Below are 20,735 nucleotides of genomic sequence, written 5' to 3' on the forward strand. Positions count from 1 at the left end.
CGGCCACGCCCGGAAATAACCGCTGGCTAGACCAAACCCCTGTCTATTTCGGGCCATATGCCCCCAAATAAAGGATGTGCGATGTCTAGCTAGCGATAACTAGACAGCGACTGGTTCCTGAGCAGCTTTACGCTCGCGGCGAATGCCGCGAAGGTGCTGGACAACCGTGACGATGGCTGCGCCGGCGAGGAAGATGTAAATGCCGATGGAAATGGGGCCATCGGCAAGCGCGGAGAGCTCGCCACCGGAAATGGTGAGCGCACGGCGAAGCTCAACCTCGGCCAGCGGCCCGAGGATGAAGCCCATAAGGACCGGCGCGACCGGCATGTTGTACTTGCGCATGAGGAAGCCCAGAATTCCGAAGCCGAGCATGAGGGCGACGTCGACGATGGAGGCACCCACTGCGTAGACACCCAGCGTGGTCAGGACAGCGATGCCGGCGTAGAGGTAGTTGTGCGGAATGTAGAGCAGCTTTGCCCACATCGGTGCAAGGAACAGGTTCAGCGTCACGAGGACGACGAGCGCCAGGAAGAGCGACGCGATGAGTGTCCAGACGAGGTCACCGGAGCGCTCGAAAAGGAGCGGTCCGGGCTGCAGGCCGAATTGCTGGAACGCCCCCAGAAGGATGGCTGCGGTCGCAGAGGTGGGCAGACCGATGGCGAGCAAGGTACCCAGCGACGTACCTGCAGAAGAGTTGCCGGCAGCTTCCGGTGCAGCAAGGCCGTTGATGGAGCCAGTCGTGCCGAAGTCCGTCTGGCCCTTCTTCTTCGCGATGCGCTTCTCCGTGCCGTACGCCATGAAGGTCGGCACCTCAGAACCACCGGCTGGGATGAGACCGAACGGCGCGCCGAACGCTGTGCCGCGCAGCCAGGATGGAAGCGCGCGACGGAAGTCTGCCTTAGACATGGTCGCCTTGGTGGTGCCGAGCTTGAAGTCAGGCGGCGAGACCTTGATGGTCGCTGCGGTGTGGAGGATTTCCCCCACCGCGAGCAGGCCGACGGTCACGACGACGATATCGATGCCGTCGAAGAGTTGCGGAATGTTGAAGGTAAAGCGCTCCGTTCCGGACGGGCCGTCGATACCAACGAAGGACAATGCAAGACCGATGGCGAGTGCGCCAAGACCGCGGATGATGGACTCCGAGACGACCGAGGAGATGGCGAAGAATGCGAAGACAGCAAGCGCGAAGTACTCCGCCGGGCCGAATTGGGTGGCGAGCAGGACGAGGTACGGCGAGAAGAACGCGACGATGAGCGTCGAGATGAAACCACCGATGAACGCACCAATCGCAGCGGTCGCAAGGGCCGTGGCTGCGCGTCCGTCGCGAGCCATGCGGTGGCCCTCGAGTGAGGAGGCAATGGCCGAGGCCTGGCCCGGCGTGTTGAGTAGGATGCCTGCGGTCGAGTCGCCAAAGAGACCACCGAAGTAGACCGCCGAGAACATGATGAAGGCACCGGTGGGATCGAGAGTGAACGCGATAGGCAGCAGCAGGGCCACTGCCATCGACGAGCCGAGGCCGGGCAAGACACCGACCGCAGTACCAAGCACGGCACCGATAACGAGGTAGATGAGGTTGGCTGGCGTGAGCGCCGCGCCGAAGCCCGCAATGAGTGAAGTCAGTTGCTCCATGATTTAGATACCTCCGAAGAAGCCGGCCGGAAGATTGAGTCCCAGACCCAAGGCGAAAATGAAGTAGGTCACTGAACCCACAATGAAGCTGATAGCGAGATCGCGCGGCCAGTTCTTGCCGCCCAATACCTGGGAGATGGCGAAGAAGAGAAGCGACGAGGTGAGGATCCACCCCAGGTACGGAAGCACCGCAATGGTGAGGACGAAGGCCACGACGACGGCACCCCACGTCTTCCAGTCCGTGGGCGGGTTGGCGACCTCCGCGCTGGGCGGGAGGTCTGCGTCCGCGTCGTCACTCAGCGTGGAGATGTGACGCTCGTCTTCGTCGATGCCGCCGAGGTCATCAAGCAGGTCCGTCGAGACGTTGCTGGACGTATTGTGCGTGGAGTCACGCAGGCGCTGCGGCTTAGCGAAGACATCCGCCGCCAGGACTGCGGCGAGCACAAGGCAGCCGATGCCCACTCCCGTAGGTAAGAAGAGCGGGCCGGGGATGGTCTCACCGATGACCTGGATGGTCGAGCGACCCAGCAGCATCCACAGGCCCACAAGCCCCAGGAGCGCGGCAAGCACGAGCTCGCCGTAGCTGCGCTTCGCCGGCGTCTTGTCCGGCTTTACTTTCGTTGCCGTTGTCATAGTCCAAGCACCTCCACGAGGTCGATTGCGTTCTTGTGTTCTTCTTCGAAGAAGCGGGTTGCGTCATCACCGGTGACCAGCGCGTCGGACCAGCTATTGCGCTCGGCCATCTGCGTCCAGTCCTCGGTGTCATGGACTTCTTGGAGGATGTTCGTGAGCTCCTGGCGAGCTTCCTCGCTGATTCCCGGAGGCGCGACAAATCCACGCCAGTTCGACGCAACAACGTCGACGCCCGACTCCGTGAACGTGGGGATGTCATCGAGTCCTGGTTGGCGCTCCGCCGAGGAGATACCCAGGACACGCAGCGTGCCGTTTTCGACCTGGTCCTGGACTTCCTTGTAGCCCGTGTAACCAACATCGACGGAGTGAGAGAGCAGCGAGTTGAGCAGATCGCCGCCGCCTTCGAACGGGATGTACTTCATTTCGTCAACGGTGAGACCAGAAGCGAGTGCCGTCTTCGACGCGAGCAAGTGGTCCGTGTTACCGATGGATGCACCGCCCACCGCAATAGACTGCGGGTTGGACTTCCATGCCGCGACGTAGTCCTCCATCGTCTGGAAGGGCGAGTCTGCGGGGACGACCACCACCGAATATTCTTCGGTGTACTTCACGACGGGCGTGACATCCGAGATCTGGACGCCGGGCTGCGCAATTTCCGCGGAGGCAATCATGCCGCCACCGGTGACGAGAATCGTATTCTCGTTACCCGTCATCTCCGAGAGCTTAGTGAGCGCAATCGTGCCGCCCGCACCCGGAATATTGACGACCTGGACGTTGCCCACAATGTTGTGGTCACGAGCGACTTGTTGGATGGCTCGAGCTGTCGTATCCCAACCACCACCGGGATTCGCACCGGCGATGATGGTGAGTGACGAACGCGATGTAGCGCCCGAGCCCACGGCAGCAGAGAACCAAAGTCCTGTTGCTGTGAGTACGAGCGCCACGACCGCGAGTATCGGTGTGAGTGCCTTTTTCACTTTTATTCCTTGGGGAGAGCGTTGTCATAACCTTTAGCCTCTTGTTGGGGCCTGGATACACAATGTAGCGTCTCCTGTGACGGAGGACACCCGCTCCCCTGGAGCGAGAGCCGAATTACATTCATTTGGTCTATCAACCCGCAAGGTAAATCTGTGTGACGTAGGATTCTTTTCTGTGAGTGCTCCGAAGTTCTTCCGCTGGACAGCAGCGATTGTTCTCGCGCTGCTGCTCGGTTCTCTCTTTTCCTACTTCGGGCTCGCCGCCGCGTGGATTCTGGCTGGCATTCTCGCCTCTGCCACCGTGGCGATGACGACACATCACGAACTCCCGCTTCACCGCCTGATTGACAAGTCAGCGCGGGGTGTCATTGGCGTACTGGCAGGCATCCCCATGGCGGTAGCGACACTCGATGAGCTCACCGCCGTCGCTTTGCCAGGCCTCCTCGTCTCGATCCTCACCATCGCGATTGGCTTCGGTTTTGGCCTCCTCCTCGCGAAACGGGAGCCAAGTATCTCCGGCCAAACGGGAATCCTGTGCCTGCTTCCCGGTGGGTCGTCGACCATGCCCGCTATTGCCAAGGAGACCGGTGCGCACTTCCAGCTGGTCTCGCTTACGCAATATCTGCGCCTCCTTATCGTGTCGAGTTCGCTGCCGATTCTGGGTAGCTTCCTTGACCACGGTGAGAACGCACCGCACGCATCCGCCAACTCGGACATCTCGAGCCCTGGCGTCTTGGCGCTCCTCGTCGTCTTTGCTGTAGCAGGTCCGCATCTGGGCAAGCTCCTTCGCTTGCCCGCTCCACACCTCTTTGCCCCGATGTTGCTCACTGTAGGGCTCGCGGCGCTCCTCCCCGATGCCACGATTGCACTGCCGTGGGAGATGAAAGTGGCCTCGCATATCCTCATCGGCTTTATGTGCGGTGGTGGCATCACGCCAGCAACGCTCAAGCTCTTCGCCAAGCAAATTCCGATGGTGCTCGCCGCTGTGGCGGCGACCATCGGGGCGTGCGCTCTCACTGCGTGGGGAATCATGGAATGGCTGGGCATCCCCTACTTTGACGCGTATTTGGCCACCAGCCCGGGCGGACTGGAGACCGTCATCTCGCTTGCCACGGAAGCCGAGCACAGCCCGACCATCATTACGCTACAGCTCATCCGCGTCACGATCATCATGCTGATCGCGGGCTACCTCGCCCCCATCATTAACTTCCTCACGCGGCGTCGCTAGCCCGTACCGCACGGTGTTTCTCGACCACGCGTTTTCGTGCTCCACGTTTCGTGTCGACGCACTCTTTTATAGTCTCCATTACGTGCCGTAGGGTCAGACTTTGTCCCCACCAAGCCAGACGCTAAAGCACAGCTCCGATGAAGTCCCTGGGCATAGACGCATCCAAGACAAGTCAGGCGCATGCAAATGTGCGACCAAAACCACCCCGAGGATCACTGCAAGGATTACACTCTTCTCATGATTAAAGACTCTCGTCTTTCTCTGCACACTCAGTCGCGCGCTGTTGCCCTCGGTGTTGGTGTTGCAATTGCCGCTTCAACGGTTGTCGCGCCGGCACATGCCGCTATCGTCTCCGGAAACACCTCCACCTGCACCCGCGAATTCACGTGGGCGGAAACGAATGAATTCAGCAATGGTCCGTTCCACTTCTTCGACGCACTGCGCGATGAAATGGAGAAGTCCCTATCTTCTGATGAGGCGCGTGCGCAGCTTGACGAGTACCAGCAGGCCGCGTACAGCGGCCTCAACGACGAAGCGCCGACCGACAAGGTCGTCGCGGAAGCGCTCGCTGCTGGCTACACGAAGGATGAAATCGACAACTACTTGCTGCTCATCATGGACTCGGAGCGTTCAGAAGCAGGTGTCGTCACGACGCACGAGCTCGCCCAGGATCCTGTCGACATGATTAGCTCTGGCGAAGCCAACTCTCACCTTATGCCCGTGCTGCCCGCCGAGTCCGAGCGCAGTGACGCTCTGAAGAAGGCGATTGCTGGAATCGATCCCAAGACCGCCGCGGAGTACGCGGCATGGTCGAAGACAGTCGCTGCCGCAGACGCGAAAGCCGTGGAGTTCTGCGAGAAGGGCACCATCGGCTCCTCCATCGTCGACTACCCCACCGGCGGTGCCAGCGATGCCGACATCCTGTCCTCTGAGGAAAAGATTGCGCTCTCCAGCGACGACCCGTCGAACCGGGTTCCGGAGTCAGTGTCCTCGCAGGCAGCCATCGCGGGTCCGATCCTGGGTGTGCTTGCGATCATCGCGGCCGTAGCGGGCGCGCTGCAGCTGCCGCAGGCTCAGCCCATCATGCGCCAGCTGCGCTCGTTGCTCGGGGTGTAAAACTCACGCGACGCCGAGGTTGGGGGCTCGGCGTCGCGAGGGGCATCGGCAAGCAGGGCGGGCTTGCTAGCGCAGCGGGTCGAAGTCCCGGATCTCCGGCAGGGTCTCCCCTGTCTCAATGAGGTGAGCGAGGGCGCGGCCGGAGGCGGGGCCTAAGACGACGCCCCACATGCCGTGGCCGCCGGCAACAAAGACGTTGGGGGCTTTGGTCACGCCGATAAGCGGCAGGCCGTCCGGGGTGACGGGGCGGGAGCCCACCCACTCGTCTTGGCGGTTGTCGAAGTTGAGGCCGGTGAACATTTCCTTGGCGGCCTTGACCATGGACTGGACGCGCTTGGGGTCGAAGGGAGCGTCGGCATCGCGGAACTCCATGGTGCCGGCAATGCGGAAGCGGCCCTCGTACGGGGTGCAGGCCAGGCGCTGCGCGGGCAGGTAGACGGGATACTCGGCGGGGTGCGCGCCGGTATCAACGCTGAATGAGTAACCACGTCCGGCTTGGACGCGGGTGCGCACGCCGAGCTTGCGGGCGAGCTTGGGCAGCCACGCGCCGGTGGCCAGGACCACGTGGTCGGCTTGGAGACGCTCGCCGGTGGAGAGCTCCACCACGGGCTTGCGGGTGGACTGGACGTCCACGACGGAGGCGCCGGTGCGGATGGTGACGCCGCGGTCGCGGAGGGCATCGGCAAGCTTGTGGCAGAACGGACCCGGCTCAAAGTAGCGCTGGTTGCCCAGCTGGAAGACGAGCTGCGCGTTATCGCTGAGGAAGGGCACGAATTCGCGAGGATTGGCGACCTCTTCAAACGGGACGTCCTGGCCGTGGCGCACGGCGCCTTCGACCTCATGAATAAACCCCTCGGCCTCCTGCTCGTTCTTGAAGGCGATGATGAACGGGCTCTTCTTCGTCCAGGACTCGACGCCGCCGTCGACCATCTCGTCATAGGCGTCGAGTGCCTTGAGATCGATGGGAGTGAGCGCAGCCATCGTCTTATCCCAGGCCTTCTGGGTGGCGTGCGCCATAAAACGCACGCCAAAGTCGATGACCTGCGGGCTGGGCGGAAGCGGGACGTGGAGGGCGGCATCCGGATTGAAGAAGGCCTGCGGGGTGTAGCGCCACAGCTCCGTGTTGGCGAGCGGAATGGTCTTGCCGGGGCTCAGCCACCCGGCATTGCCCCAGGAGGAACCGGCTGCGACGCCATCGCGGTCAATGACGGTGACCTCGTGGCCTTTCTGCCGGAGGAACCAGGCCGTGGACAAGCCGACCATGCCTGCGCCGACGACGATCGAATGTGGGGTGGACTGGGGTGCTGCCATGGAATGCTTCCTCTCAGGGTGTCGAGTGGGTGTGTTGTGCGTAGAGCCCTTGTGGGGCGCGCACAGTGGGGTGTTAATTGTGAGACATATTACTACCGTGTTGGTGGTTGTGTGGGGCGAAATGACGTCTCGATTGAGTGGGTGTTGTGGGGCCTCGGCGATGGTGGTTAATAGCTCGGTGCGGTGGGGTGACCTATGGCCCGGCGCGCGCGAAGCGCCGCCATCAAGGAAGGATGGCGGCGCTGTATGTGGTGACTGTTAACGGAGGTGATGGACTTCGGCCAGCTTGTAGACCGGGGTGTCAAGTCCCTCGTAGCGGGCCTTCAACTGGAGCGCGAGGTAGCGCGAATAGTGGCGCGACTGGTGGAGGTTACCGCCGTGGAACCAGAGGTTGTCCTTGTCTCCCCATCTAAGCCGGGCGGTGAAGGTGCAGCTCGATGGGAACCGTGCGGCCTGGAACGTGGGCTGCGCAGTTGCCGGCCCAGGAACAGCCGTCGCAGCTGGTGGCTTCGCACTCGCCGAGCGCTGCGCGCGTGAGCTCGCCGGTGGCCTCGAGGTGCGCCAGGACAAGGTCGACGGTCTCGGCGTCGAGCCCGGTCGCGGCGGCCAGCGCCGGGGTTCCGCTTATTCCCTGGGCCAACGCGGCGGTGACGGCGCGGGACGGTGGGAGGGATGGGGGCATCGGAAGGCTGCGGCGGAACATTACAGCACCAGCTTGAGGAGCTGGAAGGCGATGACGGAGAGCGTCCACGCAAAGGCGAGCTGCACGCCGAAGCCGAAGAGGGTCCACCGCCAGCCGATTTCGCGGCGCTGTGCGGCGATGGTCGCCACGCACGGGGTGTACGAGAGCAGGAAGAGCATGTAGGCCCACACCGCGGCCAAAGCATGGCCTTCCGATGCCGCCTCAAAGTCAGCGCGGATACTGCTGGCGAGGGGGCTGGCGGCTTGCTCGGTGGGATCAGCATCCGTGACGTCCGCGACGGCATAGGTCTGCGCCCACGTGGAGATAAGCGCTTCCTTCGCCACGAAGCCGGTGACGAGCGGGCCAGTGAGCGACCACGAGTCAAAGCCAGCAGGCGCGAAGGCCGGGGCGATGGTGCGCGCGACGGTGCCGTACGCGGAATCCTGTGGGGCGACCTCACCAATCCGGGCGTCCGTGCCGACGGGGATGGCCATGAGCAGCCAGATGACGATGACGGTGGAGACGATAATGCCGCCGGCGGTGCGCAGGAATCCTCTGAGACGAATCCACATGACGGACAAGGCCAGGCGCGCGGTGGGCAGCTGGTAGGAGGGCAAATCAATGACAAGTGCCTCGGCGGGCATGGCGCGCCACAGCGTGTGGCGCAGGAGCAGGCCGGTGAGCACGACGAGTGCGATGGAGACGACGTACATCGTGAAGACGGCGCTGCCTGCATGCGCCGGGAAGAAGGTCTGCGCGAGCATGAGGAAGACGACGAGGCGCGCGGAGCACGACGTGAATGGAATGAGCAGTGCGGTGAGGATGCGCTGTCTGGGCGCGGCGAGCACGCGCGTGGCGGCAATCGCCGGGACATTGCAGCCAAAACCCACGATGATGGGGATAAACGCCTTGCCCGGCAGCCCGATGGCGCGCATGACGCGGTCGGTGACCACCGCCGCCCGCGCCATATAGCCGGAGTCCTCCAGCACGGCCAGGCAGATGAACATGAGCGCCATGAGCGGGGCGAAGGTGAGCACGGTGCCCACGCCGCCGATGAAACCGTCGACAAGGAGGCCTTCCACCAGTCCCCCGCCCAGGCCGACTTTTTCGAGCCCGGCGCGCGCCGCATCAGAGACTGGCCCCAGGATGAACGCCTCGAGGCCATCCTGCAGCGGTGCCGCGACAGTGGTGGTGATCTGGAAGACGAGCCACATGACGCCAAGGAAGAGAATGGGCCCCAGGACCGGGTGGAGGGCGAAGCGGTCAATCTTCTCCGTGGCGGTGGTCGCGGCGGGACCGCGGGTGACGGCGGCCTTCACAGCAGCATCGACATCTCGGAATCGATCGTCGGGATCATGGGAGGTGCGGAGGGTGGTCTTAGTCGTGGCCAGTGCTGCGCGGACGGCGCGCTCTAGTTCTGCGATGCCGGAGCGCGTGCGTCCGTTGACAGTGACGACGGGCATCCCGAGCTGCTTTTCCAGCTTCCTGACATCCACGGTGATGCCGCGGGCGGCGGCCGTGTCCGTCTTACTCAGCGCGATGACGACGCGGTGCGGGTACTCCGCAACCTGCAGCGCCATGTTGAGACCGCGCGCCACGGCGGTGGCGTCGACGAGGACTACGACGGCATCGGGACGCTCGTCCACCGGATGCCTGATGAGCATGTCCCGGGTGAGCTCCTCATCCGGGCTCATAGGGTCGAGCGAATACGCGCCAGGAAAGTCGATGAGGTCGATCGCCTGCGCCTGGTGAGGGCAGTGGCACTCGCTGGTCCCGGCACACGCGCAGTCGTGCGCTGTGCTGAGCCGCCAGGCGCCGCGGGCGACCTCGACGGTGGTGCCTGGCCAGTTGCCGGTCTGGGCCTTCGCACCGGTGAGCGCGTTAAAGAGCGTGGACTTGCCGGAGTTCGGTGCGCCGACGAGCGCGACGATAGGCGCACCCGCGGGAGCTACTGCCCCGCCGGCATTGCTGTGACAGCTGGCGGCTTTGTGTGTGGTGCTCATCGTTGGACGTCCAGGCTCGCGAGGGTCGCCACGTCGAGGGCGTAGCGGCAGCCGTCCACGGTCACGACGCGGCCGCCGCCGGCCGTCTTATTGCCAATGGTGAGTGTCGCGCCCTCGCGCAAGCCGAGCTCGCGCAGGCGAAGGGCCAGCGCCGGATTCGTGACGCGGGCGACGCTGGTGAGCACGGCTTCGGCGCCGACGGGCAGGAGGTGGGCGCGGGCAGTGCATTCGCGCTCGACCGCGCCAGGCAGCGGTGCAGAAGTCGCGGCGCGGTGGCCGGTGGCAAAAAGCGACAACATAACCATGAGGACTTCCTCGTCAATGAGTGAGGCTGATAATTAATCTCATCGGTAGTTTAAATCGCGAAGGCTTGCCTTAGGAAGGCGATCCTTGGCTTGACTACTTTGTCACACCCAGGGGTGGATCCCCTCCTTGTTTCGGCGCCGCGGTACGCGGCCATCAATTGCACTTTGTGCAGGGTGTTCCCGCGTCGCTGCCTGCCTCTTGAAAGTCGCTACCGCGGCGGCCTGACCGTCGTGCAGGCCGCTCTCGTCTCGGGCAATTCTGAGAACTGCACTCGCGAATTCACGGGAACGCTGGCCGCATGCACCGGCCGAGTGCAGCGGCATGCGTCCCCTTCGGCAGGTGGGACTGCGAAGTATGAATGAGTCGCCGAAAACTCACTCTGTTTTTCGCTACTCATTCACGTTCCGTCATTCCAGAACAACCATCTCGTCGTGCATACCCCAATGCCACTGCCGTACGAAGAGCCTGTGCCACCGCTCGCTCAGTCGCGGGGCCTTCGCTGAGAGGATTTGCCCCACCACGTCCTCGAGATGATGTTTCACGCAAGAACCGGAATATCGAAGCGTCGTCCAGCCGCGCAGGACAGCATCATTATTCTTCCAGCGGTCATGGATGAACACGTCACGCTGGATGTGGAACTTGAATCCGTCAAGTTCGATTGCGACCTTCGTTTTCGGGATCACCAGATCCCAGCGGTAAAGCCCGATCAGGTGATTGACTTTTACCTCGACGCCATGTTCCCGCAGTGCACGGGCGACAGTGCGCTCGAGCAGGGACTCAGCCCCGACCGCGGCGCGGTTGATAAGTTCCCGCGTCCGCTTGGGAAGCTCGCGCACGTGCGAGAGATCCTCGTCGAGCAACCTCTGTCCCCTCTTTCCGCCGTAGCGGCTCGCGAGCAGCCGAATGGCCCGGTCGTCATTGGCGATATCGGCCACGGCGAGGGGGTGATACAGGATCTTAAGGTCGCCACGCGTGAGGTACACCAACCGGTTCCGTCGCGACACGGTCCATAGCTGCGAAGACGGTAGCGATGTGCGACTCACCAAGCGCAGCGGAAAGGTGAGCTGTTCACCCAGCAGCACCTGTGCGGCGCTCTCGCCGGTTAGATACGCACCCCTCTCGCAAGCGAGCGCCGCGAGCTGTTCCGGCGTCGGCTCTTCAGGCAAGTAAAGGCCCTGGCCTACTTTGAAAGCCCCCGGAAATTTTCTGTCAACAATCCCCATGCTGATCTCCCCCGTGTGTTGTGAGCATCAGCCTAACCGAAGGCGCCCGAGCGTGCAGCACAAGTATGAATGAGTCGCCGAAAATTCACCCGATTTTCGGCGACTCATTCACGTTTCGACAAGCGAGAGCACCTGCGCTCTACCAAGCCCGCAGAAAATCAATCCGCGCCTGCAGCTGCTCCGCGTTGCACAGTGCGGTGGGCGGGCCGCCGCAGGCCTTTCTGACCTCCGTGTGGATAGCGCCGTGCGGGCGGCCGGAGCTCTGCGCCTTGATGGAGACCAAGGTGTTGAGCTCCTTGCGCAGCTCGGCGATCTCATCGACAACACCGCTGGCTTCGCCAGCGGCATCGGAAGCAGCGGGCTTCCGGTTCTGCGGCGCGCTGGGCAGGCCGAAGATTTCGCGGCGGTGGGCCTCGGCGGCCTCGGCGGCGCGCTTGGCCTTCTCTTCCTGCTCGCGGCGGTCGAGTTCATCGGACTGCTTCTTGCGCAGCAGGTCCTTGACCTGATCGGCGTCGAGGAGGCCGGGGATGCCGATGAAGTCCTGGTCTTCCTGCGTGATATCGCCGGTGGTGAACTGGGAGCCGTTGAAGAGCAGGCCGGAGAACTCAGCCTCCGCACCCAAGGACTCGTAGGTCGGCTCGAGCATGTCCTGCTCGGTCTTCTTCTTGTTGGCTTCGGCCAACAGATCGTCGTCCCAGCCCTCCTTATCCGGGGACTTCTCCGCACCAAGGACGTGGTCACGGGACTTTTCCATGTTCTCCGCCAGGCCCAGGAGCACGGGGACGGAGGGCAGGAAGACACTCGCGGTTTCGCCCGGCATGCGCGAACGCACAAAACGGCCGATGGCCTGCGCGAAGAAGAGCGGCGTGGACGCGGAGGTGGCGTAGACGCCCACGGCCAGGCGCGGGACGTCGACGCCCTCAGAAACCATGCGCACAGCGACCATCCACTCGTCGGTGGACTGGGAGAATTCCTCAATGCGGTCCGAGGACGTCGGATCGTCGGAGAGGATGACGGAGACCGGCGTATTCGACAGCTTCTTCAAGATCTTCGCGTACGCGCGGGCGGTCTGCGTGTCCGTGGCGAGCACGAGGCCGCCGGCGTCCGGCATGTTGCGGCGCATCTGCATAAGCCGCGTGTGTGCCGCATTCAAAACGGTAGGAATCCACTCGCCCTTGGGGTCCAGCGCCGTCTTCCACGCGCGGGCGGTCTGCTCCGGGTTGAGGATGTCGCCCAGGCGGGCGGCATGCTCCTCGCCGGCGGAATCGCGCCAGCGCGACTCGCCAGAGTAAGAAAGGAAGACCACGGGGCGCACGACGCCATCGGCAAGCGCGTCACCGTACCCATAGGTGTGGTCGGACTGGCTAACGAGGTGGCCCTCACCGTCCTGCTCGTAGCGCACGAAGGGGATCTGCGAGTCATCGGAACGGAACGGCGTACCTGTAAGCGCCAGGCGGTGCTCCACGTCGTCGTAGGCCTCGCGCACGCCGTCGCCCCAGCTTTTTGCGTCGCCGGCGTGGTGGATCTCGTCAAGGATCACCAACGTGCGCTTGGACGAGGCCACGGCGCGGTGCTTGAACGGGTGCATGCCTACCTGGGCATAGGTGACCACAATGCCGTCGTACGCCGGGTTGACCGCAGACGAGTTCTTAAAGTTCGGGTCCAGCGACAGGTTCACGCGCGCGGCGGCGTGGGACCACTGCACCTTGAGGTGCTCCGTGGGGACCACAACAATGACGCGGTCGACCGTGCGGTCATCGATAAGCTCCGTGGCAATGCGCAACGCGAACGTCGTCTTACCGGCACCCGGCGTTGCCACGGCCATGAAGTCACGCGGTTTGGTTGCCAAGAATTTGTCCAATGCCGCCTGTTGCCAGGCGCGCAAAGGACCGCGGCGGGCGCTCACTTACGACGCAGCCCCTTATAGATTTTCTCGCAGTCCGGGCACACCGGAGAACCCGGCTTCGCCTGTTTGGTCACCGGGAAGGTCTCGCCGCACAGTGCAACGACGTATTCGCCGCTCACAGCGGAATTCAGGATCTTGTCCTTGCGCACGTAGTGGAAGAACTTCGGGGTGCCATCACCCGTCGACGTCTCTTCACGAACGTCGGGGCGTTCAATCGTCTTCGTCGTCGTAGTACTCACTCGACCTATCATGCCCCACGAGGGTTAAAAAATGCGACTCTAGGGGCTAGGCTGGGTTGTCATGAGCACTCGGGACAATGGCGACGACACCCCAGACGATCCTATGACCGGATCGTCGTCTAGCGATCCCTCCATTATTGAGGGCGTCGCAGAGGAAGCTCCCCGCCGCCGTTTTGCCCGCCGCAGTACCCTCATTACAGACGCGAAGGTCGGCCCCGGCCAGGATCGCCTCCGCCGCGAGAAGCAATACGCTTTTCTCCAGTTCCTCCGCGTGCCCTCCCTCCTGCTCGGCGCGTTCTTCCTCGTCATGCACTGGTACCTCGCCGCGACCATCGCGCTGGCCGTCTCCGTGCCGCTGCCGTGGATTGCGGTCGTGCTCGGCAACGGCCGCGGCCAGAAGCGCGACGAGCGCGAGCGCATGGTCTACCGCCCCGCCCTCGCCCGCCAGCAGCAACAGCACTACGCCCAGCTTGAGCGTGAACGCACCGCCGAGCTGCCCGCCTCCCGCACCATCGACCACGACGACACTCAGTAAAGGCCCGCTATGACCGACTTCTTCGCGCCGCTCAACCCCAAGTTCCCGCTTGCCGATGCCGCCGCGGACCTCGCCGCCGCCTTCGAATCCGCCGGCTTTACCGACGCCGGTCTCTCCGGCCACCTGGGCCCTGAGGTCACCGAGGCCCTCTATCGCGGCGAGTCCGGCCCCGTTCTGCTCGCCACCTCCGGCGGCACGCAGCTCGACGCGCTCATTCGCGCGTTTATCCTCCACGAGCCGCTAACCCCCGCCGAGCTTGCCGATGCCCTCTCTGCACCGCTGGCCACCCGCCTCATCGACGCCGGGGTCACCGTCCCTGCTGCTACCGCCGGGACGATCCGTATCGCCCTCGACGTACGCCCGCACGTCATCGCGGGCGCCAACCACTGGGTCTTTTCCGACGTGGACGCCACCTTCGTCGACCACGTCCCCGGCCCCGATCACGTGTTGGGCGTCGGTTCGGCCTCGCTCTCCCTCCTCCAGTCGACTCCGCACTCGCCGGTCGAGTCCGTCCTCGACCTCGGCACAGGCTCGGGAGTGCAGCTGCTCGGCCAGCTGGGCAACGCTACGCGGGTTGTCGCCACAGACGTCCATGCGCGCGCCCTCGAGCTCGCCCGTGCCACTGTCGCCGCGGCCGGTGCCACCGAGCGCGTCGATCTCCGCCAGGGCTCCTGGTTCGAGCCTGTCGACGGCGAACGCTTCGACCGGATCGTGGCCAACCCGCCCTTCGTCGTGGGCTTGCCCACCGTGGGCCACGTCTACCGCGACTCCGGCCTCAACCTGGACGGCGCCTCCGAGCTCGTCATCTCCCAGGCCCCAGAGCACCTCAACCCAGGCGGCACCGCGCACCTGCTCGCGGCCTGGGTCCACCAAGGCGACGTCCCCTGGCAGCAGCGCGTCGCGTCCTGGTTGCCCGCCACAGGCGTGGCCGCGTGGATCATCCAGCGCGACGTCGCGGACCCGTCGCTCTACGTCTCGACGTGGCTCAAGGACGAATCCGTGGACCTGCGCTCGGACACCGGCAAGGAGCAGGCGCAGCGCTGGCTTCAGCACTTCCATGCCCACGACGTCACGGGCATCGGCTTCGGCTTCGTGGCCGTGCAGCGCATCGGCGACGACGAACCCTCGGACATCCTGGCGGAGTACATGCCGCAGCCGTTTAACGATCCGCTCGGCCCCGAGGTCGAGGAGTACTTCGCGCGCGTCGCGTGGCTGCGCGGCCTCGTCCCCGGCCAGCTGGAGCGCTCTCACTTCGCGGTGCGCCCGGGCCTCGCCCGCGAGGACGTCGCCCTGCCGGACGAATCCGGCCAAGGTTTTCACCGCGCCGCACTGCGACTCACCCGTACCGAGGGCCCACGCTGGCAGCACGACGTGGACGAGCACCTCGCCGCCATCGTCGCGGGTCTCAACCCGGAGGGCCTCACACTCGCCGATACCGTCGGCGTCTACGCCGCACTCAACGACTTCGACGAGGACGAGCTCCTCGCCTCTGCCCTGCCTGCCGTCGTGGATCTCGTCCGCCACGGCTTGCTCATACCCACCGACCTGCTCAACGACTAAGGAGTCTTTCTTTCATGCGCGCCGTTCTCACTCGCGTCTCGTCCGCGTCCGTCACCGTCGAAGGCGAGGTGGTCGGCGCTATCGACTGCCCCGAGACCGGCGGGCTGCTCGCACTCGTGGGCGTGGCCCGCGAGGACTGCGACGACGCCAGCACGCTGGCGTCGAAAATTGACAAGATGGCAGACAAGATCTCGGGCCTGCGTATCCTCGACGGCGAGGTTGCCGTCCGCGACGCGGGCGCGCCGGTTCTCCTCGTCTCCCAGTTCACGCTCTACGGCCGCACCGCCAAGGGCCGCCGCCCGTCATGGTCGGACGCCGCGCCTGGCGAAGACGCCGAGCCCGTCATCGAGGCGCTGCGCACCGCGCTCGAGGGCCACGGAGTGCACGTGGAGACAGGCCGCTTCGGTGCCATGATGGAGGTCACCTCCGTCAATCAGGGCCCCTTCACGGTCCTCGTCGAGTGCTAGCCTCGCGGCCCGAGTCTGAATTTCCACTAATTTTTTGTTTTAAGTGGATCTCAGGAAACCGCAGGTTACCCCCGGTGAATTACCCCCATTTGTGCGACACTTATCGCAGCAATAATCGGCGGCGGGAACTCATTTCACCTCTCGGCCGTTGAACAATGTGTTACCGGCGAAACCTTATAGGAGGCCACAAACAATGAGCAGCTCTTCCGCAGCCCACACCACCGCAGAAAACGACGGCTTCGCGCCCGACGACGCGGACCGCGGCTCCCGCCGCAATCAGACGAACGATAATCCCTCCGCAGACTTGGTTCGTGTTTATCTCAACGGTATCGGTAAGACGGCGCTGCTCTCGGCCGAAGACGAGGTGGAACTCGCCCAGCGTATTGAGGTTGGTCTCTACGCGGAGCACAAGCTCGCCAACGCCGAGAAGCTCACCCGCGCTGAGAAGCGTGATTTGAAGATCCTCGCCCGCGACGGCAAGAAGGCCCGCTCCCACCTGCTGGAAGCCAACCTCCGTCTCGTCGTCTCGCTCGCGAAGCGTTACACCGGCCGCGGCATGCCGCTCCTCGATCTCATCCAGGAGGGCAACCTCGGCCTTATTCGCGCCATGGAAAAGTTCGACTACTCCAAGGGCTTTAAGTTCTCCACGTACGCCACGTGGTGGATTCGCCAGGCCATTACGCGCGGCATGGCTGACCAGTCGCGCACCATTCGCCTCCCAGTCCACCTCGTCGAGCAGGTCAATAAGCTCTCCCGCATCAAGCGCGAGATGTACCAGTCCCTGGGCCGCGAGGCCACGAACGAGGAGCTGTCGGAGGAATCCGGCATTGACGAGTCGAAGATTGAGATGCTCCTGCGCCAGTCCCGCGACCCGGTCTCGCTTGACATGCCGGTCGGCGCGGACGAGGAAGCACCGCTGGGCGACTTCATTGAGGACGCTGAGGCGACCGACGCCGAGTCCGCCGTCGTCGCCGCGATGCGCCACTCTGATATCCGCTCCGTCATCGGCTCTTTGGAGCAGCGCGAGCAGGATGTCATCCGTCTGCGCTACGGCCTGGACGACGGTGTGCCGCGCACCCTCGACCAGATTGGCCGCAAGTTCGGTCTCTCCCGCGAGCGCGTCCGCCAGATCGAGCGCGAGGTGATGGCTAAGCTGCGCGACGGCAACCGCGCCGCCCGCCTGCGCGAGTACGCCCAGTAAACAAGCCCACACTCATTCCGGGCACCACCGCGCCCCTTTCCACCGCTCTCGGCCAGCCGGCCGGGGGCGGTGTCGTATGTCACCTACAGGTTTCGGCGCTTAGTCGCCCACATCCCATAGTCCGCGACTATCAAAAATCGGCAGTTAAGAGTGTTTTCCTGCGCACGGGACCGTGCTTTTACGCTAAAGTATGGGAGTAAATCACACCGCGCGGCGGCAGGTCGTGGAAATAAAACGGCGTGCTGGCGCGTTGGCGTGGGCGAGTATTTCTCTATTACAGCAGCTGGGGCCGTCGCGCACGTCGGCTCCAGACAGAAAGGCCATACAGCATGCGCGATCTAGTCGATACCACGGAGATGTATCTTCGTACCATCTATGAGCTGGAAGAAGAGGGTATTACTCCCTTGCGCGCCCGCATTGCTGAGCGCCTCGAGCAGTCCGGCCCGACGGTCTCCCAGACGGTCGCCCGCATGGAGCGCGATGGCCTACTGCACGTGCGCAACGACCGCAGCCTCGACCTCACGGCGCAGGGCCGCTCACTGGCCACGGCCGTTATGCGCAAGCACCGTCTCGCTGAGCTCCTGCTCACCGACGTCCTGGGCCTCGACATCCACCAGGTCCACGACGAGGCCTGCCGCTGGGAGCACGTCATGAGCGAGGACGTCGAGCGTCGCCTCGTCAACATCCTGGACGAACCATTCCGCTCCCCGTTCGGCAATCCCATCCCGGCCCTCGACGAGCTGGGCGTGACCCCGCCGTCGCTCGAGGCGGGCGTGCGCGTCATCGATCTTCCGGACAACGAGGAGACGAAGGGCACCATCGAGCAGATCAACGAGATCCTGCAGGTCGATGCCTCCCAGTTCCGTAAGCTCTACGAGGCTGGCATCGTGGTCGGCGCCGCGGTCACCGTGGTCAATGACAACGGCACCGTGACGATGACGACGGACAACGGCGCCACCGTTGAGCTCGTCGACGACCTCGCTCACGCCATTCGCATTCGCACGTAGCGTGCCGGGCCGGTGCTCGCCTTTCGCACCGGCGTCTTCTCCGCGGCCGCGCTCCCTGTGCCGCTCGTTTCGCCCCTCACTGGGCCACACGAGTTTCGCACCGGGACCGCGGCCGCGTTCGCGTCTACAGTGGGAGATTGTTGTATACAGACCAACACTCCTGACTCGACTCGCCTGCCCGCAGCATGTACCGCGGGCATTGCCCCAACCGCCTAATGGAAAGGTCCTATTCATGAAGCTGCTTGTCACCGGCGGTGCCGGTTACGTGGGAAGCGTGTGCGCCGCCGTCCTCGTCGAGGCCGGCCACGACGTCACCATCATTGACAACTTCACCACGGGCAACCGCGAGGCCGTCCCGGCCGCCGCCCGCCTCGTCGAGGGCGACGTGCGTGATAAGGCCGCCGAGGTCCTCGGCGAAGGCGGCTTCGAGGGCGTCGTCCACTTCGCGGCACGCTCGCTTGTCGGCGAGTCCATGGAGGTGCCGGACGAGTACTGGCAGCACAACCTCGTCACCACGCTGGCGCTGCTCGACGCGATGCGCGCCAACGACGTGAAGAACCTCGTCTTCTCGTCCACCGCGGCGACCTACGGCGAGCCCGAGGTCGTGCCGATCACCGAGGACTTGCCTACCAAACCCACGAACACGTACGGCGCGACGAAGCTCTCCATCGACTACGCCATCACGTCCTACGCGAACGCCTACGGCCTGGGCGCGACCTCGCTGCGCTACTTCAACGTTGCGGGCGCTTACGGCGAGATTGGCGAGAACCGCGAAATCGAGACCCATCTCATCCCGCTCGTGCTCCAGGTGGCGCTGGGCCACCGCGACAAGATCTTTATCTTCGGCGATGACTACCCCACCCCGGATGGCACGGCCGTGCGCGACTACATCCACATCCGCGACCTCGCGGACGCACACGTCCTCGCGCTCGAGACGAATACGCCGGGCACGCACCGCATCTACAACCTGGGCTCGGGCGACGGCTACTCCGTCAAGCAGGTCATCGAGGCCTGCCGCGCCGTGACAGGCCACCCCATCCCGGCCGAGCTTGCCCCGCGCCGCGCTGGCGACCCGGCGACGCTCATCGCGTCTTCCGCCAAGATCAAGGAAGAGCTGGGCTGGAACCCGACGCGTACAGAGCTCACCACCATCGTGACCGACGCTTGGAACTTCACGAAGAACCTGGGCGAGCGCGCGCACTCCGCCAAGCGCGTCCGCTAAGCGTCTTCCACACACGAGTCCCGACGCCGATTACGGTGCCGGGATTTCGTCGTTTCGGGCATGGACACACGTCCGCTAGGCACACAAGGCGCGCTCGCCGTCCTCGTCGAGGCCGAGGCTCGCACGCGCCTTGGCGGATCCGCGCCGGAAGTTCGCCACCATCTTGTCCTGCAGCCCGGCGCGATACCCACGCATAAGCAGGCCCGCGAGGGTGTGCTCCGGGTCTTCCTCGAGGGCGACGGACAACACGGTGCCGGCGACCATCGGCAAGCCGAGCGCGACCTGCGCCATGGCATAGAGCGCCAACGCGTTGGTGCGCGCGAGTCCGTGAACCGTCTGCGCCACGGCGAGCAGCACTCGCGCCGCGCCCTTGGGTTGGTCGCACAGAGCGCTCACGATGAGATCGCGCAACGCGGTGTCGTACAAGATGGTCGCCATGCGGGTGAGCAGGACGGCATCGGCACGCACAGGGTCGTCCTCCGGCGGCTCACCCGTCATATTCGACAGCTCGCTAAAGACCCGCGTCGCCAGCGGCACGATGTCGCGGACCTCGAAGCGCAGGCGGACGTCCTCGGCCACGGTGCTGGCCGCCCCGCCGGCTGCCATGGGCACAGGCCGCGCGGGACGGCCTTGGGCGAGCAAGGGGGCATCGGAAGCAGCGGCTCTCACCATGGCTGCGATATCGCGCGGGCCGAAGTGAGGATTGGCCTCGTCGAAGCAGGCGAAGGCCTCGTCACGGGAAATCTCTGGCAGGCGGCCAGCCTCGCGCCAGCGCTCCATAGTGGGCGACGCGGCGATGGAGCCAATGGTGCCCTGTTGCCATTCCGCGGTGTGCGTGAGCGGAATCTCCGCCGGGGCAAAGCACATCTCATAGGGCTGGCCGACGGAAATCTCTGGGGTAAACCAGCAGGCGTCGACGGTGCGGTCAGTGTCGTCGAGGTCAGCAGAGAAGTCGAAGAGGAGATCGGTGAGGTCATGAATGGCGGGGTCGGGGCGGTGGGAAACGATGAAGGCGAAGACGACGTCCGCCCCCGCGGCGACGACGGCGAAGGCCTCAGGCAGTTGGCGCGAGGCCAGCGCGATGTCGAAACGGGCGACGGGCCCTAAGACGAGGCGATTGTCCTCTGAGCTAAAGCCCATGAGGATGATGGAGTCGCTGGGATAAAATCCGAGCGCCCCAGGGATAGAAGCGAGCAGGTAACCAGGTGTAACAGCATCATGTGAAGTAGTCATGCTTTCACTGTGGCGGGTTACTTTACATGGTGTCGAGACCGGCGCGTTCGTGCCTGTGGAAAACGTGGGTGCATTGCCCAATAGAGTGTGCAGTCCCCCGGGGATTATCCACAGATGCACACATTGGTATTGACTCCACAGGAATAGATGGGGCACAACCGGCACGCTTGGCAGGTTTTTCGCGCTAAAATAGTTGGCCACCTACCCCATTGCCGCACCCCTGAAATTTGATTGCGTGCAAGGGAATAACAACGGTG

At 64.1% G+C, this 20,735-nt stretch carries 19 protein-coding genes; 8 read left to right on the plus strand and 11 right to left on the minus strand.

Going from position 1 to position 20,735, the window contains the following annotated elements:
* Positions 1-99: 99 nt before the first annotated feature.
* The 3 genes from BN9444_RS09750 to BN9444_RS09760 are packed head-to-tail and all read right to left on the minus strand — an operon-like array spanning position 100 to position 3,239.
* Positions 100-1,629 (minus strand): tripartite tricarboxylate transporter permease, encoded by a 1,530-nt coding sequence (locus tag BN9444_RS09750; RefSeq protein WP_066510155.1) that lies wholly within the window; start codon positions 1,627-1,629, stop codon positions 100-102.
* A 3-nt stretch (positions 1,630-1,632) separates the two neighbouring features.
* Positions 1,633-2,262, minus strand: coding sequence for a tripartite tricarboxylate transporter TctB family protein (locus BN9444_RS09755; RefSeq protein WP_066486425.1), 630 nt, complete (start codon positions 2,260-2,262; stop codon positions 1,633-1,635).
* Positions 2,259-3,239 carry a Bug family tripartite tricarboxylate transporter substrate binding protein gene (locus BN9444_RS09760; protein ID WP_066486427.1) on the minus strand — a complete coding sequence of 327 codons (981 nt, stop codon included), beginning with the start codon at positions 3,237-3,239 and terminating at the stop codon, positions 2,259-2,261. The genes BN9444_RS09755 and BN9444_RS09760 overlap by 4 nt, the downstream gene beginning before the upstream one ends.
* Before the next feature lie 175 nt (positions 3,240-3,414).
* Here BN9444_RS09760 and BN9444_RS09765 point away from each other — a divergent pair, with 175 nt between their 5' ends.
* Together BN9444_RS09765 and BN9444_RS15185 are read left to right on the plus strand one after the other, a co-directional pair.
* The gene (locus tag BN9444_RS09765) at positions 3,415-4,467 is read left to right on the plus strand and encodes an AbrB family transcriptional regulator (RefSeq protein WP_068801831.1); all 1,053 of its coding nucleotides are present in this window, start codon (positions 3,415-3,417) and stop codon (positions 4,465-4,467) included.
* A 237-nt stretch (positions 4,468-4,704) separates the two neighbouring features.
* Positions 4,705-5,583 carry a hypothetical protein gene (locus tag BN9444_RS15185; protein ID WP_233423575.1) on the plus strand — a complete coding sequence of 293 codons (879 nt, stop codon included), beginning with the start codon at positions 4,705-4,707 and terminating at the stop codon, positions 5,581-5,583.
* Positions 5,584-5,649: 66 nt separating this feature from the next.
* On the opposite strand, the gene BN9444_RS09780 is transcribed toward BN9444_RS15185, so the two are convergent.
* The 7 genes from BN9444_RS09780 to BN9444_RS09810 all read right to left on the minus strand — a co-directional run bounded on the left by BN9444_RS09780 (position 5,650) and on the right by BN9444_RS09810 (position 13,265).
* Positions 5,650-6,894 carry an NAD(P)/FAD-dependent oxidoreductase gene (locus BN9444_RS09780; protein ID WP_066510153.1) on the minus strand — a complete coding sequence of 415 codons (1,245 nt, stop codon included), beginning with the start codon at positions 6,892-6,894 and terminating at the stop codon, positions 5,650-5,652.
* Between the two features lie 409 nt (positions 6,895-7,303).
* Entirely contained in the window at positions 7,304-7,576 is a 273-nt protein-coding gene (locus tag BN9444_RS14815) for a hypothetical protein (protein WP_068802193.1), read from the minus strand.
* A gap of 20 nt (positions 7,577-7,596) precedes the next feature.
* Positions 7,597-9,579, minus strand: coding sequence for a ferrous iron transport protein B (gene feoB, locus BN9444_RS09790; protein WP_066486438.1), 1,983 nt, complete (start codon positions 9,577-9,579; stop codon positions 7,597-7,599).
* Positions 9,576-9,884, minus strand: coding sequence for a FeoA family protein (locus BN9444_RS09795; RefSeq protein WP_231725009.1), 309 nt, complete (start codon positions 9,882-9,884; stop codon positions 9,576-9,578). The genes feoB and BN9444_RS09795 overlap by 4 nt, the downstream gene beginning before the upstream one ends.
* A 408-nt stretch (positions 9,885-10,292) precedes the next feature.
* Positions 10,293-11,108, minus strand: coding sequence for an endonuclease domain-containing protein (locus BN9444_RS09800; RefSeq protein ID WP_068801832.1), 816 nt, complete (start codon positions 11,106-11,108; stop codon positions 10,293-10,295).
* A 139-nt stretch (positions 11,109-11,247) separates the two neighbouring features.
* Positions 11,248-13,014, minus strand: coding sequence for a DEAD/DEAH box helicase (locus tag BN9444_RS09805; protein ID WP_066486451.1), 1,767 nt, complete (start codon positions 13,012-13,014; stop codon positions 11,248-11,250).
* The gene (locus tag BN9444_RS09810) at positions 13,011-13,265 is read right to left on the minus strand and encodes a DUF3039 domain-containing protein (RefSeq protein ID WP_066486456.1); all 255 of its coding nucleotides are present in this window, start codon (positions 13,263-13,265) and stop codon (positions 13,011-13,013) included. The genes BN9444_RS09805 and BN9444_RS09810 overlap by 4 nt, the downstream gene beginning before the upstream one ends.
* Positions 13,266-13,314: 49 nt before the next feature.
* Between BN9444_RS09810 and BN9444_RS09815 the strand changes: the two genes are divergently transcribed.
* The 6 genes from BN9444_RS09815 to galE all read left to right on the plus strand — a co-directional run bounded on the left by BN9444_RS09815 (position 13,315) and on the right by galE (position 19,245).
* Entirely contained in the window at positions 13,315-13,788 is a 474-nt protein-coding gene (locus BN9444_RS09815; protein WP_233423576.1) for a DUF3099 domain-containing protein, read from the plus strand.
* Between the two features lie 9 nt (positions 13,789-13,797).
* Positions 13,798-15,348, plus strand: a complete 1,551-nt coding sequence (locus BN9444_RS09820) for a DUF7782 domain-containing protein (protein WP_068801833.1) — start codon at positions 13,798-13,800, stop codon at positions 15,346-15,348.
* 14 nt (positions 15,349-15,362) lie between these two features.
* Entirely contained in the window at positions 15,363-15,815 is a 453-nt protein-coding gene (dtd, locus tag BN9444_RS09825) for a D-aminoacyl-tRNA deacylase (RefSeq protein WP_066486460.1), read from the plus strand.
* A 193-nt stretch (positions 15,816-16,008) separates the two neighbouring features.
* A complete protein-coding gene (locus BN9444_RS09830; RefSeq protein WP_066486463.1) occupies positions 16,009-17,016 on the plus strand; it encodes a sigma-70 family RNA polymerase sigma factor in 1,008 nt (335 codons plus the stop codon).
* Positions 17,017-17,345: 329 nt separating this feature from the next.
* The gene (locus BN9444_RS09835) at positions 17,346-18,023 is read left to right on the plus strand and encodes an iron-dependent transcriptional repressor DtxR (RefSeq protein ID WP_066510141.1); all 678 of its coding nucleotides are present in this window, start codon (positions 17,346-17,348) and stop codon (positions 18,021-18,023) included.
* Between the two features lie 232 nt (positions 18,024-18,255).
* Positions 18,256-19,245: a UDP-glucose 4-epimerase GalE gene (gene galE / locus BN9444_RS09840; protein ID WP_066486471.1), complete on the plus strand. Its 990-nt coding sequence runs from the start codon at positions 18,256-18,258 to the stop codon at positions 19,243-19,245.
* 75 nt (positions 19,246-19,320) lie between these two features.
* Here the strand turns inward: galE and BN9444_RS09845 are convergent, their stop codons facing one another.
* The gene (locus tag BN9444_RS09845; protein ID WP_077210074.1) at positions 19,321-20,478 is read right to left on the minus strand and encodes a DUF4192 domain-containing protein; all 1,158 of its coding nucleotides are present in this window, start codon (positions 20,476-20,478) and stop codon (positions 19,321-19,323) included.
* Positions 20,479-20,735: the final 257 nt, after the last annotated feature.

This window comes from Corynebacterium phoceense, from assembly GCF_900092335.1.
GTDB lineage: Bacteria > Actinomycetota > Actinomycetes > Mycobacteriales > Mycobacteriaceae > Corynebacterium > Corynebacterium phoceense.

What these genes read in the sequence shown, in the direction of transcription:
- BN9444_RS09750 (WP_066510155.1), bottom strand. Translation starts at nt 1,629, where the DNA reads ATGGAGCAACTGACTTCACTCATTGCGGGCTTCGGCGCGGCGCTCACG.
- BN9444_RS09755 (WP_066486425.1), bottom strand. Translation starts at nt 2,262, where the DNA reads ATGACAACGGCAACGAAAGTAAAGCCGGACAAGACGCCGGCGAAGCGC.
- BN9444_RS15185 (WP_233423575.1), top strand. Translation starts at nt 4,705, where the DNA reads ATGATTAAAGACTCTCGTCTTTCTCTGCACACTCAGTCGCGCGCTGTT.
- BN9444_RS09780 (WP_066510153.1), bottom strand. Translation starts at nt 6,894, where the DNA reads ATGGCAGCACCCCAGTCCACCCCACATTCGATCGTCGTCGGCGCAGGC.
- BN9444_RS14815 (WP_068802193.1), bottom strand. Translation starts at nt 7,576, where the DNA reads ATGCCCCCATCCCTCCCACCGTCCCGCGCCGTCACCGCCGCGTTGGCC.
- feoB (WP_066486438.1), bottom strand. Translation starts at nt 9,579, where the DNA reads ATGAGCACCACACACAAAGCCGCCAGCTGTCACAGCAATGCCGGCGGG.
- BN9444_RS09795 (WP_231725009.1), bottom strand. Translation starts at nt 9,884, where the DNA reads ATGGTTATGTTGTCGCTTTTTGCCACCGGCCACCGCGCCGCGACTTCT.
- BN9444_RS09800 (WP_068801832.1), bottom strand. Translation starts at nt 11,108, where the DNA reads ATGGGGATTGTTGACAGAAAATTTCCGGGGGCTTTCAAAGTAGGCCAG.
- BN9444_RS09810 (WP_066486456.1), bottom strand. Translation starts at nt 13,265, where the DNA reads ATGATAGGTCGAGTGAGTACTACGACGACGAAGACGATTGAACGCCCC.
- BN9444_RS09815 (WP_233423576.1), top strand. Translation starts at nt 13,315, where the DNA reads ATGAGCACTCGGGACAATGGCGACGACACCCCAGACGATCCTATGACC.
- BN9444_RS09820 (WP_068801833.1), top strand. Translation starts at nt 13,798, where the DNA reads ATGACCGACTTCTTCGCGCCGCTCAACCCCAAGTTCCCGCTTGCCGAT.
- dtd (WP_066486460.1), top strand. Translation starts at nt 15,363, where the DNA reads ATGCGCGCCGTTCTCACTCGCGTCTCGTCCGCGTCCGTCACCGTCGAA.
- BN9444_RS09830 (WP_066486463.1), top strand. Translation starts at nt 16,009, where the DNA reads ATGAGCAGCTCTTCCGCAGCCCACACCACCGCAGAAAACGACGGCTTC.
- BN9444_RS09835 (WP_066510141.1), top strand. Translation starts at nt 17,346, where the DNA reads ATGCGCGATCTAGTCGATACCACGGAGATGTATCTTCGTACCATCTAT.
- galE (WP_066486471.1), top strand. Translation starts at nt 18,256, where the DNA reads ATGAAGCTGCTTGTCACCGGCGGTGCCGGTTACGTGGGAAGCGTGTGC.
- BN9444_RS09845 (WP_077210074.1), bottom strand. Translation starts at nt 20,478, where the DNA reads ATGACTACTTCACATGATGCTGTTACACCTGGTTACCTGCTCGCTTCT.